This is a genomic window from Pseudazoarcus pumilus (assembly GCF_002872475.1).
GTDB classification, from domain to species: Bacteria; Pseudomonadota; Gammaproteobacteria; order Burkholderiales; family Rhodocyclaceae; genus Pseudazoarcus; species Pseudazoarcus pumilus.
On record NZ_CP025682.1, the window covers coordinates 3,054,112 to 3,067,770 of the forward strand.

Here is a 13,659-nt window from a genome sequence, read left to right on the forward strand (position 1 = left end):
GGCCCGTACACTCCGAGGAGTTCTCAATGTTCAGAAAGAGGATCGTGCTGTTGCTCGCCGCGCTGGGCGCGACGAGCGTATCCGCACAATCGAACATCACGCTCTACGGCATCGTCGACGCCAACGTCAGTTTCTCGAAAATCGGCGACAACCGCTTCCGTGGCGTGCAGTCGGGCGGCCTGTCGGCCTCGCGCATCGGCTTTCGCGGCACCGAGGACCTGGGCAACGGCCTGAAGGTCCTGTTCACGCTGGAATACGGCATCAGCACCGACACCGGCGACGGCATTACCGGCGCACGCCAGTCGTGGGTCGGCCTCGAAGGCGATTACGGCTTCGTCGGCATCGGTCGCCAGTATTCGCCCGGCTACAACGTCTCGGGCCTGATCGATCCGTTCGCCAGTTCGGCGGCACTCTCGCCGGTACTGCTCGCGCAGGGGGTCAATTATCAGGGCAGCGTCTTCCCGGTCAGCACCGCCGCGACCATCCAGGGCGGCGGCGGCGGGCGCTTCGACAATTCGCTGCTGTATCGTTCGCGCGACTTCGGCGGCCTGCGCTTCGAGGCGATGTACGCCTTCGGCGAGAACGCCGACCAGGGCGACATGCTTGGCAACCGCGACGCGGGCAACTTCATCGGCCTGGGCGGGACCTACCGCAACGGCCCGCTGACGCTGGGCATCGCCTACCACCGCAGCGAGAGCACGCGTTTCAGTTTCATGGGCTTCGACGGCCGCCAGCTCGACAAGAGAGAATGGTATCTGGGCGGACGCTACGATCTGGGCCCGGCCGAGCTGGCCGTCTCCTGGCAGGAAATTCGCAGCGGCGCTTCGTTCTCAGGGGTTGGCACGGACAACTGGCGCGACCGCATCTGGCAGGTGTCGGGACTGGTTCCGATCAACCAGGCCGGCTCCATTCTCGCCGGCTACGCCCAACTGGACGCCGAGTACGGAGACGAGGACGTCAAGGTGTGGACGCTGGCCTATACCCATGCCATGTCTCGGCGCACCACGGCCTATGCCGGTTACCGTCACGTCGACAATCGCGACGCGGCCGGCACCGGCGCCCTGCCGGGGCTGCGGGTGGACGACAATTTCGGGCGCAGCAGCCAGGGGCTTGTGCTGGGTGTGCGACACGCGTTCTGAAGCACCGACCGACACGACGCGAAACGGGCACCCCGCGAGGTGCCCGTTTTCGTTTGCGGTGACAGGAGTCCGTGCCCGGCTCAGCTCGCCAGCGCCCTGTCGATCACCTGCTCCTCTTCGGGCGTGAGTTCGGGGCCGTCCAGCGTCACGCGCGAGTCGTCCACCCGGAAGCGCTCGATGATGGGGCGCAGGTCCTTCTTCACGTGCGACTCGTCATAGCCGTTGAACAGCGTGCCGAGCAGACCGCGATCGAGGTCGCTGGTGCCCATGAACCAGTCGGCGATCGGGAAGGTGAGGTTCATGTTGTACTTCATCATGATCCCCTGGTTGTGATGCGCCGTGTGATGGCGACGGATGGTGTTGATGAAGGGCATGTTGCGCACGAACCAGTTGTCGTGGCAGTGGCAGCAATAGTGGAAGGTCTCGTAGGTCAGGTATTGCGCGACCATGGTCATGAACAGCACGTAGCCCGCGTTCGGTCCGAACAGCCAGCCGGCGATGAAGGCCAGCGGCAACCCGGCCGCACCCAGCGTGGCGAGCACGCGCCACGGGAAGAACACGATGCGGAATTCGCGCGAGGAGTCGATCGTCGCCTCGTTGTCGGTGAAGTACTGGTGGTGCTGGCGTGTGTGGCGCTCGTAGATCTGGCGCAGGCCGAACACGTTGATGCGCCGATGCATCACGTAGCGGTGCATGAACCACTCGACGAAGTTGCCGGCGATGAACACGGGCACGGCGATCAGCCATTCCCAGCCCAGATTCTCGATCTGACTCACGCAATACCAGATCGCGGCAATGCCCACGCCGTACATCACGATGATGTGTACCAGGCCGTTGTACATCGGGCTGATGTCGGCCTTGTACTGTTCCCGGAACTTGCGTTGCTTCTCGGTCATCATGTCGGGTCACCTCCGTGGCGTATATATGACTAATATATTAGTTGTCCGGGCAGTCTCAGTCAAGGAGAAATTCCATCCTGTCTTCCTCGTTTTCGCGATCTGACCCGTCAAAAAAATACCCCGGCGACAGCCGGGGCAGCGAACGGCGTTCAATGATCGCTCGACGCGCCAGCGGCGGCGCGTGACGGGGAGGAAATCCGGCAAGCGTCACCATCTCCTGTGCGGGGATTACGCGTCGACGGCGAGCCGCCCATGCCAGGCCGCATCGACGATGCGGCGGTAGCTGGCCGGCACGTCGGCGACCGGAAAGGCCTTGGCCAGACGCGCAACGCCCAGCGCATCTTCGGTGAGCCGGTCGATGTCCTCGCGCGCGATGCCGAAACGCTCCAGATCGTTCGGGATGTCCAGCTTCCCGACCACTTCGCGCATGCGCCGCGGCGTCTCCAGCAGCACGGCGTCGTCGTCGCCGGTCAGCCCGAACATGCGGCCAACGTCGATCAGTTCGGCGCGACGCACCTCACGCATCGCGTCCAGCACATAGGGCAGCATCACGGCGTTGGTACTGCCGTGTGACTTGTGCGTCTGACCAGCCACCGCGTAGGCGATGCCATGCACCGCGTTGAGTCCGGCGCTGCCGTAGGACAGCGCGGCGTAGTAGCTCGCGTAGGCCATGCCGATGCGCGCCTCGCGGTCGTCGCCGTGGGTGTAGCTGCGCTCCAGGTACAGACCGCACAGCCGGATGGCCTCGCGCGCGAACATCATGGTCAGCGACGAGCGTCCGCTGTAGCCCGGATCGGGGTTGCCACCACGGTCGAATTCGGCCGAATCCATGGTCATGTAGGACTCGACCGCATGGGTCAGCGCGTCGATGCCGGCATCGGCCGTGACGCGCGGCGGGCAGGTGTAGGTGAACTCGGGGTCGATCAGTGCGACAACCGGGCGCAGCACGTTGTCCATCACCGCCACCTTGGTGGCGTTGTCCGGGTCGATCAGGATCGCCCCCGGCGTCGCCTCCGAGCCGGTACCGGCGGTAGTCGGCAAGGCCACCAACGGCAGTGCCTGCGGTTGTGCCGCGAGCGCGCCCGCGAATTCTCGGATGGGACGACCGTCGACCAGCGTCAGACACAAGGCCTTGGCCAGATCGATGTTGCTGCCACCGCCCAGCGCGATCACGTGATCGATGCGTTCGTCGCCCAGCGCGTCACGGATCTCGGCCGTGGCCGTGTCGCACAGGACGGTCGTCGGATCGGGCTCGCCACCGGCGTAGACATGGGTGCGGATGCCCAGGGCGTTGGCGGCCTCGACATACTCGCGCACCCACGGCGTGTGCCCGGTAAAGAAGGTGTCGGTCACCAGCACGCCGCTGCGATGGCCCATGCGCGCGAGCAGCGCCGGAAGATCGGCGCGCGTGCCGCAGCCGAAAACGGTGCGCGCCGGCGCGCACCAGTGGATCAGGTCTTCGCTTCTCATCGTTTCCCCGTCAGGTTCAGGCTTTGCAGAAAGTCGCGCACTTCGCGCGCCACGTCCCCGGTGGCGTCCTTGAGCACGCTATGGCCAATGCCGGCAAGCCCGCACAGCCGTGCGTCGGGCAGGCCGGCGGCCAGCAACTCGGCATGCGCCCATGGCGAATCCGCGTCGTCGCGACCGTGAATGATCAGTGTCGGTATCGTGATCGCCCTCAGCAGACGCGTCTGGTTGGTTCCGCGGATCGCCTCCCAGGTCCACGCGGCAGCGTCGCGGTCGGCTGCCTCGACCAGACCCAGACGCACTTCACGCTCGGCGATCTCTTCGATCAACGCCGCACCGCGCTCGCGGAACCATTGAGCACGATCGAGCGTCGGCGTACCCGACATCAGCACCAGACCTTGTGGGCGTGGCACGCCGCTACGCGACAGGTATTCCAGCGACACCGACACGCCCATGCTCCAGCCGGCGAGCACGAAGGGCGCGTCACTGACGCGCTCCCGGATGACCTCTTCGAGATCGTCGGCGAGGCATTCGAGACGGTAGTCCTCGACGCCAGTGCCACGACGGGCCGCTGCGCGTCCGCGCAGATTCGGCAGCACGAAGCGTGCCTCGCCGCACAACTGGCTCGCCAGAGCGTTCCACGCGGCGCGCGTACCCTGGATGCCGTGCACGGCGACGATGGTCACCGGACCGCTACCGGTGTCGACGACGTCCATGATGCACTCCTCATGAATATTTGTTGTATATTACTGATATCCCGATCGCCGCGCAAACCACTCCACAAGCCGCGCCGGCACGACCCATTGATCAGGAGGCATGCACGCCCGATGTCCGCAGCCCGAGCTCCAGCAAGCGCAAGCGCGCCCGCCCCTCTCGCCGGCCGGCCTCGTCCGACCCTCAAGGAACAGGCCTATACGCGCATCGAGGAAGCCATCGTCACGCTGGAGCTGCCACCCGGCCGCGTGGTGTCGGAGTCGGCGATGAGCGAGATGACCGGCATCGGCCGCACGCCGATCCGCGAAGCCATTCAGCGTCTGGCGCAGGAGAACCTCATCATCGTGCTGCCGCAGCGCGGCCTGCTGGTGGCCGAGATGGATGTGCGCAAGCAGTTGCGCCTGCTCGAGACACGCCGCGAGGTCGAGCGTCTGATCGCGCGCAGCGCCGCGCGACGCGCGACAGCAGCCGAACGCCAGCGCTTCGCCGAACTGGCCGCCGAATTCGAGGCCGAGGCGGTGGCCGATGACGACACCGGCTTCGTACGCAGCGACCGCGACTTCAACGAGCTTTGCCTGAGCGCTGCGCGCAACGAGTTCGCCGAGGGCGCGATGCGGCTGATGCACGGCCTGTCGCGCCGCTTCTGGTACGTGCACTACAAGCAGGCCGCGGACCTGCCCGAAACCGCCAGGTTGCACGCGGCGATCGCGGACGCGATCGCGCGCGGCGAGGTCGAAGGGGCGGGTCGCGCGCTCGACCGCCTGCTCGACCAGATGGAGGAGTTCACACGCTCGACTGTGCTTTCCGACCTGTAGCCACGACGCGGCGTCGCCCCGCCAAACCACCATAGACCAAGGCGTTGGCGCGATAATCGAAGGGCATTGCGCCGAATGGGGCTCACATACGGCGGATTACGCTACGCCAATCCGCCCTACGCCATCTGCGGCCATGGGCTCATCGCCGCTCGAACAGCGCGTTGGCCTCGGCATAGGGAATGGTGTCGGCGAGCATCGCGTCGAAGCGCCCGTGCTCGAGCAGGTCGATGCCGATGCGCCGCGTCAGCGCCATGATCGCGCGCGCCGGGCCGGAACCGACACTCACGCGTGCGACACCCAGGCGCGTCATGCCCGCGATGTCCGGACAACCCGGTCCGGCCAGCACGTTGAGCGGGCAGGCTGCACCGGAGACCAGCGCGGCGATGGTGTCGGCATCGGTCACGCCGGGCACGAACACCCCGCTCGCGCCCGCGTCGCGATAGGCGCGAAGCCGAGCCAGCGTCGCCTCCAGGCGCGATTCCGCCGAGCCCAGCCGCAGCCAGAACACGTCGGTGCGCGCATTGATGTAGAGGTCGATGCCGGCCTCGCTGGCGAGCGCACGCACGGCCGCGATCAGCCCCGCCTGTTCAGCAGTGTCGCGTAACTCGCCCGGACGATCCGTTGGCGCGTCTTCGAGGTTCACCCCCACCGCACCGGCATCGATCACCGCACGCACGGTCTCGAGCACGGCCTCGCGCGTCGCCCCGTAGCCGGCCTCGATGTCCACCGTCACCGGCACATCCACGACGGCGACCATGCGACGCACGACGTCGATCATCTCGGCCAGCGGAGTGCGCTCGCCGTCCGGGTAGCCGCGCGAGAACGCGATGCCCGCGCTGCTGGTGCCGATGGCCTGCGCGCCGGCCGCCTCGAACACGCGCGCGCTGGCCGCGTCCCAGGCGTTGGGCAACGCCAGCGCGGTGCCGCTGTGGTGCAAGGCGGTGAGGCGTCGCGCGCGCTCTCGCTGCGCGGGCGAAATCGTCGATACGCTCATTTGTGGACTCCCGGCCGGCGGCGCTCGCCGAGCACCGCGCCCTGAGACATCGGCTGCACGAGCTGACGATACATCGAAAGCCAGCCCGGCTTGAGATCGAGGACCGGCGGCACGAAGGCCGCCAGGCGCGCGGCCAGTTCGTCGTCGGTCACGTCAAAGGCCAGCACGCGGCGCGTCAGGTCGATCTCGACCATATCGCCATTGCGCACCACCGCCAGCGGGCCACCCTCGGCCGCCTCGGGCATGACCTGTCCGATGGTGATGCCGCTGTTCAGGCCCGACAGTTCGCCGTCGGTGACCACCGCCACGGTGTCACCCAGGCCCGCACCGACCAGTGCGGCCATGAAGCTCGCCGCGAACACCGTGCCCGGCCCGCCCCTGGCGCCCATCATGCGCAGCACGATGACATCGCCGGCACGCACGGTGCCGTCCTGCAGACCGGCGATGGCTTCGTTTTCGTCCTCGAACACGCGCGCGACACCGGCAAAGCGGCGCACCGCCTCGGGCACGGCCGAGAGCTTGACCACCGCACCTTCGGGCGCGAGATTGCCGCGGATCACGATCAGCCCCGGCTCGCGACGAAAGGGGTTGGATGCCGGGCGGATGAAGGCTTCGTCGGGTTGCGGCACTTCGGCGAGGTTGGCTTCCAGCGTCGCGCCCGTGACCGTGAGCACCGACAGGTCCAGGCGCGCGCGCAGCTGGCGCATCACGCCGGCACAGCCGCCGCCGGCGTCCAGATCCTCGATGCGGTGCGGGCCGTTGGGACGCACCAGGGTGAGCTGGTCTACATCGGCCGCGCGTTCGAACTCGGCCAGAACGTCGACCGCGCACTCGGCCTCGATGGACGTGGCGATGAGGTGACGCACGCAGTTGACCGAACCGCCCATCGCCACGGCCACCGTGACCGCGTTGCGGAAGGCCGCCGGCGTGAGGATGTCGCGCGGACGGAGGTTCTTGTTCACCAGCTCGACGATCTTGGCGCCGGCCTTGTCCGCCTGCTCGGCCAGGCGCGGCCCACCGGCACGGATCGGCGCACTGTGCGGCAAGGCCATGCCCAGCGCCTCGGCCATGCACTGCATGGTGTTGGCGGTGGCAAGGCCCGCGCACACGCCCGGGCCCTTGATCGCGTGGCGGGTCATGTCTTCGAGTTCGATCAGCGTCATGCGGCCGGCCTTGACCGTACCCACCGCCTTGTACACCTCCTCGATGTCGACATGGCGCCCGCCGCACTCGCCGCCGAGCTGGTAGCCGCAAGGCAGGATGAGCGCCGGGATGTTGAGCCGCGCGCAGGCCATCAGCTGCCCCGGCGTGGTCTTGTCGCACGAGGCGAGCAGGATCATGCCGTCCAGTTCCGCGCCTTCGACCTGGACCTCGACGTCATTGACCAGCAGGTCGCGCGTGGGCATCAGATAGCGGCCCTGCTTGCCGGCGCTGGTGACGAAATCCGAGGGGGCAACCGTGCGGATCTCGAAGGGCACGCCGCCCGCGGCGCGAATCGCCTTTTCCACCTGGCGTGCGACGTCGTCGAGATGCGCGTAGCACACCGACAGCTTGCTCGACGAATTGACGATGGCGATCTTGGGCTTGTCGAAGTCTTCCTCGGGGATGCCCATCGCCAGCCATTGCGCGCGGCGCACTGCCCAGCGCGTCGTGCCCGGTTCGAAGTTGCTGCGCAGTACTGGATCGGCCATGTCGGCTCCGTCGTGTCGGGGTGGATGCTTCATTCGTCGAGGCGCGCGCCGTCGCGGTTGAGCACGTCGCGCAGGTCCTCACCACGGATCGCGCGCGGCGCAACGCCATCACGCAGCGCGATCGCTGCCGCATGACCGATGGCATGGCCGTAGCCGAAGCACTGTGCGGTCACGCGCGCCGAGGCCATGGCCTCGTGCTGGGCGGACAGGCAGCGCCCGGCCACCAGCAACGACTCGCCGCGCTGCGGCACGAAGCAGCCGTAGGGCACTTCGTAGTGATCCTGGAACAGCCACGACAGTCGCGGCTTCTCGCCCGAATGCAGTTCGATCGGCCACGGGCTGCGCGCGATGCCGTCGGCGCGCTTGACACCGGTGACGACGTCCTCGTTGGCGAGCGTCGTGATGCCGTCGACCTGGCGCGTCTGGCGCACACCCACCTGCACGCCGGTGTCGTTGACGAAGGCCTGCTCGCAGCCGGCCAGCCGGTCGCGGAAGAAGCGCGCGTATTCGCGCACCTGGCGGCGGCCCTCGATCTCGGCCTCGGTGATGTCGGCCACATTGATGGGGTTGAGTTCGCGCCCGTCGCGCCCGACGATGCGCGTGGCGTTGCACAGCAACTCGCCGGGGCGCGGGGTCTCGAACAGGAACACCTTGGCGCGCGGCAGGCGGTAACGGCCCGAGGCGTTGGCCTCGACGATGGCCTGCATGACGTCGGCGCCGAGAATCGAATCCGGGCCGTAGGTCGCGACGAATCGCTCCACGTCCACCCCTTGCAGGCGGAAGATCATGGTCGGATTCTGCACCTGGCCCTCGTGCCCGACCGAGAACGGCAGGCCGGCCATGGTCACCAGATCGGCGTCGCCGCTGGCATCCACGGTGATGCCGGCGCGCACCTCGATGCGACCCTGCTTGGTCCACGCCACGACGCCGGCGATGCGCTCGCCGCCATCGGTCAGCACATCGGTGACCAGCGTATGCAGCAGCACGTGCACGCCGGCTTCGGCGAGCAGCTCGTCGGCCGATTCGCGCCACACCAGCGGGTCGTGCACGCGGGTGAAGGTGCGTCCGTAGCGCACCGGTCCGGTGAGGCCGTTGCGCGCGCTCATGGTGCGCACGAACTCGTCGGCGAAGCCGAACACGATCTGGCGTGGTGGCGCGGTGTCGGACTCCGCCGCTTCGTACAGCCCGCAGATCGTGCCCGACAGGCCGGCCACCGCACCGCCACCGCAGAAGCCGTAGCGTTCCAGCAACAACACGCGCACCCCCTGGCGCGCAGCGGTCACCGCCGCCGCCACCCCGGCCGCACCGCCGCCGACCACCAGCACGTCGGTATCGATGCGGCTGGCCGGACGGGCATCGAGAATGGTCTCGTTCATGTCACTCCCTCCGTGTTCTGCCGGCTAGAAGCCCAGCACCTTGGACGGCAACCACAACACGATCTGCGGAAAGGCCATGACTACGCCCGCGACCACGAGCTGCAGCAGGATGAACGGGATCACGCCGCGATACATGTCGGGCAGGGTGATCTCCGGTGGGCTCACCCCGCGCAGGTAGAAGATCGCCGGCGCCATCGGCGGCGTCAGGTAGCCGGTCTGCAGCATGATCATGAAGAGGATGCAGAACCAGACCACGTCGAAGCCGGCGGCTGCGACCAGCGGCGCGAAGATCGGGATGAAGATCAGCGTGACCGAGGCCCATTCGAGGAAGAAACCCGCGATCAGGGTCAGGAACAGCACCAGGAACAGCAGCCCCCAAGGACCCAGGCCGAGCGCGTCGATCAGGTTGTTGACCACCATCATGCCGCCCGTGCCGGCGAACACGCCGGTGAACATGTTCCCTGCGAGCAGGATCAGCATGATCATCGAGGTGATGCGCAGCGTGGCCATCAGTGCGTCGCTGAACATGCGCATGTTGAAGCGGCGGTAGAACACCGCCAGCCCCACCGAGCACAACGCGCCCAGCGCGGCTGCCTCGGTCGGCGCCGCCCAGCCCATGATCATCGAGCCGAGCACCGAGAAGATCATCACCAGCGGCGGCACCAGCGCGTAGACGGTGAGACGGATCTTCTCCCACAGGCCGGGGTCGTCGGGCGAGGGCTCGCTGCTCGGACCGTACTCGGGCCTGATCACGCAGATGGCGATGATGTAGATGGCGTAGAGGGTCGCCAGCAGCAGGCCGGGGAAGACCATGCCCATGAACAGGTCGCCGATCGACACGTTGGCCAGCGGGCCGATCACCACCGCCACCACCGACGGCGGAATGATGGTGCCGAGCGAGCCGCCGGCGCAGATCGTGCCGCTGATCAGCGCCTTGTTGTAGCGATGCTTGAGCATCGGCGGGATGGCGAGCAGGCCGATCACGGCCTCGGCCGCGCCGATCACGCCGGTCGAGGCGGCGAACAGGATGGCCATCAGGATGGTACCGACCGCCAGTCCGCCCGGCAGGCGCTTGGTCCACAGGTGGATGGCTTCGAACAGTCGGTCAGCGATGCCGGAACGTTCCAGCATCGAGCCCATGAACACGAACAGCGGAACAGCCGCGAGCACGAAATTCGAGCCGACCTCCTCGATCTTGTCGATGAGCAGGAAGATCAGGTTGTCACCGAAGGTGACGAGGCCGAAGATCAGCGTCGTCGCCATCAGCGAGAAGGCCACCGGGAAGCCGATGAAGATCAGCACCAGCAGCACCGGGAACATCAGCAGGGCGAGGTATTCGGACATCAGGCAGCCCCCCCGGTGGAGGACTTGCCGGTCAACACCTGCACACCCTTGATGATTTCACCGACGATCTGCAGCGTCAGCACGACGATGGCGATCAGGAACACCAGTCGGTACGGCCACACCACCGGATTCCACGACGAGTGTCCGGAAGTCTCCATGTCGACCCAGGAAGTTTCGAAGTAATCCCACAACCCCCAGCTCAACCACAGCATGAAGGGCAGGATGAAGAACAGGTAGCCGGCGACGTCGATGATCGCGCGCGTCTTCGCAGAGACGCTGCCGTAGATCAGGTCGACGCGCACGTGCGAGCCCTGGCGCAGCGTGTAGGCCGCGCCGAGCAGGAAATGCGAGCCCATCATCATGTAGCCAATCTCGAAGGCCCACACGGTAGGGGCGTTGAGCAGATAGCGCGAGAACACCTCGTAGGCCGTCGCGAGCACGAGCGGCACCACGAGCCAGGCGGCGATCACACCGACGTTGCCGGTGATGCGCTCGATCAGGCTCAGCAGCTTTTGCATGCTTGAAATCCCGGAAGCGTGAAAAGAGAACGCCGCAGCCGGCGCCACCCACGAACGGGGCGGCGCCGGTGCGGCGCGCGAAGGCGATCAGTTCTTGCCGTCGACCTTTACGTTGCGATAGCGGTCGGCGTCGGCCCAGAGCTTTTCGAACTCTTCCTGGCTCTTGAGCACGCGCGCGAACCATTCGCTTTTCTCGGCCTGCTTGCCGGCCCACTCCTTGCCGACGCGGCGCGCCTCGTACTGCACTTCCGGCTCGAGATCGATGACCTCGTTGCCCTGCTCGCGATAGAACTCAAGCGACTTGGCGTCTTCCTGGCCGATCTTCAGCCACGACTCGTAGGTCACGAGCTTGGCGGTGGTCTCGATCAGGGCCTGGTCGGCCGGCGTGAGCTTGCCCCACATGCGCTTGTTGAGCACCAGCTCGAACGGTGCCGTGGGCTGATGCACGCCCGGGATGATCAGGTACTTGGCGACCTTGGAGAAGCCCGGGGAGATGTTCTCCCACAGCGTGCCCCATTCGGTGGCGTCGATCACGCCGCGCTCGAGCGCGGCGTAGATCTCGCCGCCCGGCGTGGTTACCGGCGCCGCGCCCATGGCCGCCGACATCTCGATCCATGCACCGGCCGTGCGCAGCTTCAGGCCCTGCAGGTCTTCCAGGGTGCGCACCGGCTTGCGCGAGTGCAGGAACACTTCCGCCGTGCGGATGAACAGCGGGAACGAGATCACGTCGAATTCCTTCTCGCGGAACTCGCGCTGCAGCTCGACGCCGCCACCCTCATAGAGCCAGTGCAGCATGCGCTCGGAATCGAAGGAGCCGGCATAGCCGCCGAACAGCACCGTGGTGGTGTCCTTGCCCCAGTCGTAGCCCATCCAAAGGTGGCCCATGTCGGCAATGCCGTTCTTGACCGTCTCGCTGACCTTGAGCGCGCCGCCCAGCGCACCGCCCGGGAAGACCTGGACCTGCATGCGACCGCCCGAGAGCTGCTCGAGCCGCTCGGCGAAGGCCTTGGCGCCGATGTCCATCAGCGGTCCGCCGGCCCAGCCAGTGGCCATCTTCCACTTGCACGAGCCGACCTCGGGACAGGCCGTATCGGCCGCGACGGCCGACTGCGCGCCGAACACCGACATCAGGCCCACGGCCAGCGTGGCCAGTACCGTATTGCATTTCTTCCGCATCTCAGTCTCCTTCGGTTGGATGGTACTTCGCTTCGACCGCTACCGTTTCCGGCGCACGATTCTTGATTGTTCAACGCATTGTCGTAGCTGTCATTCCGGCCGAACATTGCGTATATGGGTAATATACTAGTTGTATGGTCGGCACTGTCAAGCACTTCGTCCGCCCCGCCCTCGACGCTTCGGCCATGGCCGTATAATCGAACGCGATGCCATGCAGGAGCTTGCAATGCCGAAGCACACGTCCGCTGGTGGTGCGCGCATGACGCGCGCCGCCGCTCCCGGCGAGCCGCGCACGACCCTCAAGGAACAGGCCTACCGACAGATCGAGGAGGCCATCGTCACGCTGAAACTGGCGCCGGGTGCGGTGGTGTCCGAACAGGCGATGAGCGAGATGACGGGCATCGGCCGCACGCCGATCCGCGAAGCCATCCAGCGCCTGGCGCAGGAGCGTCTCATCGTCGTGCTGCCGCAGCGCGGCCTGCTGATCGCCGAAATGGACGTGCGCAAGCAGCTGCGCCTGCTCGAGACGCGTCGCGAGGTCGAACGCCTGACCTGCCGCAGCGCCGCGCGGCGCGCGACCGACGCCGAACGCCAGCGTTTCGCGGAACTGGCTACGGAGTTCGAAGCCGAAGCCACGGCAGATGACGACGAGGCCTTCATGCGCAGCGACCGCGAGTTCAACGAACTGTGCCTGGTCGCCGCGCGCAACGAGTTCGCCGAGGGCGCCATGCGGCTGATGCACGGCCTGTCGCGCCGCTTCTGGTACGTGCACTACAAGCAGGCCGCAGACCTGCCGCAGACCGCGCGGCGCCACGCGGCCATCGCACGCGCGATCGCGCAAGGCGACGCGAATGCCGCCGGCGAAGCGCTCGACCGTCTGCTCGACGACATCGAAGCATTCACCCGTTCGACCGTACTATCCGGTTAAGCGCGCGACCTGTCCCAGAAATTAGGCATGTTCGGGCTGGCATAGCCGGAGATGAACTCCTTGGCAGCGCCGGTCAGCGGATCGAACACATGGCGGCGCACGCCGCCGATGTTGGCGCCATACACATGGATGCTGATGCTGGCGCGATCGTCGAAGGCGTTGGACACGCGGTGGATGTCGCCGATGCGCGGCGAAACCGCCTCGATGCCGCCGGCCTCCAGGCGCACCGTCCCGGTCGCACGCGGCGGCGAGCCCTCACCGGCCAGCTCGAAGCCCTCGCACACCTCGGCCCCGCGCAACATGCCGATCAGCCCCCACACGGTGTGATCGTGAATCGGCGTGCGCTGCCCCGGCCCCCACACGAAACTCACCACCGAGAAGCGCTCATGCGGATCGCAGTACAGCAGGTACTGCTGATAGTGCTCTGGATGCGGCTGGGCGAATTCGTCGGGCAACCAGTCGTCAGACGAGATCAGATCGGCGAGCAGCGGGCGGGCGCGCTCCATCAAGCGTGGCTCGTCATGGGTATCCCCTGCGACCGCGTCCGTCATTCCACGGATCAGGTGGCGAATCGACGAAAAGTTGGACATTGTTCCCC

At 66.8% G+C, this 13,659-nt stretch carries 13 protein-coding genes; 3 read left to right on the plus strand and 10 right to left on the minus strand.

What is annotated here, in order from left to right; all coding sequences use genetic code 11:
* The first annotated feature begins 26 nt into the window (after positions 1-26).
* Complete coding sequence (locus C0099_RS14970) at positions 27-1,139, plus strand: porin (RefSeq protein ID WP_102248172.1); 1,113 nt, start codon at positions 27-29, stop codon at positions 1,137-1,139.
* A gap of 80 nt (positions 1,140-1,219) precedes the next feature.
* Here C0099_RS14970 and C0099_RS14975 read toward each other — a convergent pair whose 3' ends face one another.
* The 3 genes from C0099_RS14975 to C0099_RS14985 form a co-directional block, all read right to left on the minus strand.
* Positions 1,220-2,038: a sterol desaturase family protein gene (locus C0099_RS14975; protein ID WP_102248173.1), complete on the minus strand. Its 819-nt coding sequence runs from the start codon at positions 2,036-2,038 to the stop codon at positions 1,220-1,222.
* Positions 2,039-2,266: 228 nt separating this feature from the next.
* Positions 2,267-3,508: an iron-containing alcohol dehydrogenase gene (locus tag C0099_RS14980; protein ID WP_102248174.1), complete on the minus strand. Its 1,242-nt coding sequence runs from the start codon at positions 3,506-3,508 to the stop codon at positions 2,267-2,269.
* Positions 3,505-4,221, minus strand: coding sequence for an alpha/beta fold hydrolase (locus C0099_RS14985; RefSeq protein ID WP_102248175.1), 717 nt, complete (start codon positions 4,219-4,221; stop codon positions 3,505-3,507). The genes C0099_RS14980 and C0099_RS14985 overlap by 4 nt, the downstream gene beginning before the upstream one ends.
* A 111-nt stretch (positions 4,222-4,332) precedes the next feature.
* On the opposite strand from C0099_RS14985, the gene C0099_RS14990 reads away from it, so the two are divergent.
* Complete coding sequence (locus C0099_RS14990) at positions 4,333-5,034, plus strand: GntR family transcriptional regulator (protein ID WP_102248176.1); 702 nt, start codon at positions 4,333-4,335, stop codon at positions 5,032-5,034.
* A gap of 139 nt (positions 5,035-5,173) precedes the next feature.
* On the opposite strand, the gene C0099_RS14995 is transcribed toward C0099_RS14990, so the two are convergent.
* The 6 genes from C0099_RS14995 to dctP all read right to left on the minus strand — a co-directional run bounded on the left by C0099_RS14995 (position 5,174) and on the right by dctP (position 12,133).
* Complete coding sequence (locus tag C0099_RS14995; protein ID WP_102248177.1) at positions 5,174-6,028, minus strand: isocitrate lyase/PEP mutase family protein; 855 nt, start codon at positions 6,026-6,028, stop codon at positions 5,174-5,176.
* Positions 6,025-7,719 (minus strand): dihydroxy-acid dehydratase, encoded by a 1,695-nt coding sequence (gene ilvD, locus C0099_RS15000; protein ID WP_199797631.1) that lies wholly within the window; start codon positions 7,717-7,719, stop codon positions 6,025-6,027. The genes C0099_RS14995 and ilvD overlap by 4 nt, the downstream gene beginning before the upstream one ends.
* 29 nt (positions 7,720-7,748) lie before the next feature.
* Positions 7,749-9,095: an FAD-dependent oxidoreductase gene (locus C0099_RS15005; protein WP_102248178.1), complete on the minus strand. Its 1,347-nt coding sequence runs from the start codon at positions 9,093-9,095 to the stop codon at positions 7,749-7,751.
* Between the two features lie 24 nt (positions 9,096-9,119).
* Complete coding sequence (locus C0099_RS15010) at positions 9,120-10,439, minus strand: TRAP transporter large permease (RefSeq protein WP_102248179.1); 1,320 nt, start codon at positions 10,437-10,439, stop codon at positions 9,120-9,122.
* On the minus strand, positions 10,439-10,957 hold the full coding sequence (locus C0099_RS15015) for a TRAP transporter small permease subunit (protein ID WP_102248180.1): 519 nt from the start codon (positions 10,955-10,957) through the stop codon (positions 10,439-10,441). Before C0099_RS15015 ends, C0099_RS15010 begins: the two co-directional genes overlap by 1 nt.
* An 87-nt stretch (positions 10,958-11,044) precedes the next feature.
* Positions 11,045-12,133 carry a TRAP transporter substrate-binding protein DctP gene (gene dctP / locus C0099_RS15020; protein ID WP_199797632.1) on the minus strand — a complete coding sequence of 363 codons (1,089 nt, stop codon included), beginning with the start codon at positions 12,131-12,133 and terminating at the stop codon, positions 11,045-11,047.
* A 226-nt stretch (positions 12,134-12,359) separates the two neighbouring features.
* Between dctP and C0099_RS15025 the strand changes: the two genes are divergently transcribed.
* A complete protein-coding gene (locus C0099_RS15025; RefSeq protein WP_102248181.1) occupies positions 12,360-13,061 on the plus strand; it encodes a GntR family transcriptional regulator in 702 nt (233 codons plus the stop codon).
* Here C0099_RS15025 and C0099_RS15030 read toward each other — a convergent pair.
* On the minus strand, positions 13,058-13,651 hold the full coding sequence (locus tag C0099_RS15030) for a cysteine dioxygenase family protein (protein ID WP_102248182.1): 594 nt from the start codon (positions 13,649-13,651) through the stop codon (positions 13,058-13,060). The genes C0099_RS15025 and C0099_RS15030 overlap by 4 nt on opposite strands.
* Between the last annotated feature and the right edge of the window lie 8 nt (positions 13,652-13,659).

Excerpts from the sequence above, each read along its gene's own strand:
- C0099_RS14985 (WP_102248175.1), bottom strand. The coding sequence starts at position 4,221 with ATGGACGTCGTCGACACCGGTAGCGGTCCGGTGACCATCGTCGCCGTG.
- ilvD (WP_199797631.1), bottom strand. The coding sequence starts at position 7,719 with ATGGCCGATCCAGTACTGCGCAGCAACTTCGAACCGGGCACGACGCGC.
- C0099_RS15030 (WP_102248182.1), bottom strand. The coding sequence starts at position 13,651 with ATGTCCAACTTTTCGTCGATTCGCCACCTGATCCGTGGAATGACGGAC.
- C0099_RS14970 (WP_102248172.1), top strand. The coding sequence starts at position 27 with ATGTTCAGAAAGAGGATCGTGCTGTTGCTCGCCGCGCTGGGCGCGACG.
- C0099_RS15015 (WP_102248180.1), bottom strand. The coding sequence starts at position 10,957 with ATGCAAAAGCTGCTGAGCCTGATCGAGCGCATCACCGGCAACGTCGGT.
- C0099_RS15025 (WP_102248181.1), top strand. The coding sequence starts at position 12,360 with ATGCCGAAGCACACGTCCGCTGGTGGTGCGCGCATGACGCGCGCCGCC.
- C0099_RS14980 (WP_102248174.1), bottom strand. The coding sequence starts at position 3,508 with ATGAGAAGCGAAGACCTGATCCACTGGTGCGCGCCGGCGCGCACCGTT.
- dctP (WP_199797632.1), bottom strand. The coding sequence starts at position 12,133 with ATGCGGAAGAAATGCAATACGGTACTGGCCACGCTGGCCGTGGGCCTG.
- C0099_RS15005 (WP_102248178.1), bottom strand. The coding sequence starts at position 9,095 with ATGAACGAGACCATTCTCGATGCCCGTCCGGCCAGCCGCATCGATACC.
- C0099_RS15010 (WP_102248179.1), bottom strand. The coding sequence starts at position 10,439 with ATGTCCGAATACCTCGCCCTGCTGATGTTCCCGGTGCTGCTGGTGCTG.
- C0099_RS14990 (WP_102248176.1), top strand. The coding sequence starts at position 4,333 with ATGTCCGCAGCCCGAGCTCCAGCAAGCGCAAGCGCGCCCGCCCCTCTC.
- C0099_RS14995 (WP_102248177.1), bottom strand. The coding sequence starts at position 6,028 with ATGAGCGTATCGACGATTTCGCCCGCGCAGCGAGAGCGCGCGCGACGC.
- C0099_RS14975 (WP_102248173.1), bottom strand. The coding sequence starts at position 2,038 with ATGATGACCGAGAAGCAACGCAAGTTCCGGGAACAGTACAAGGCCGAC.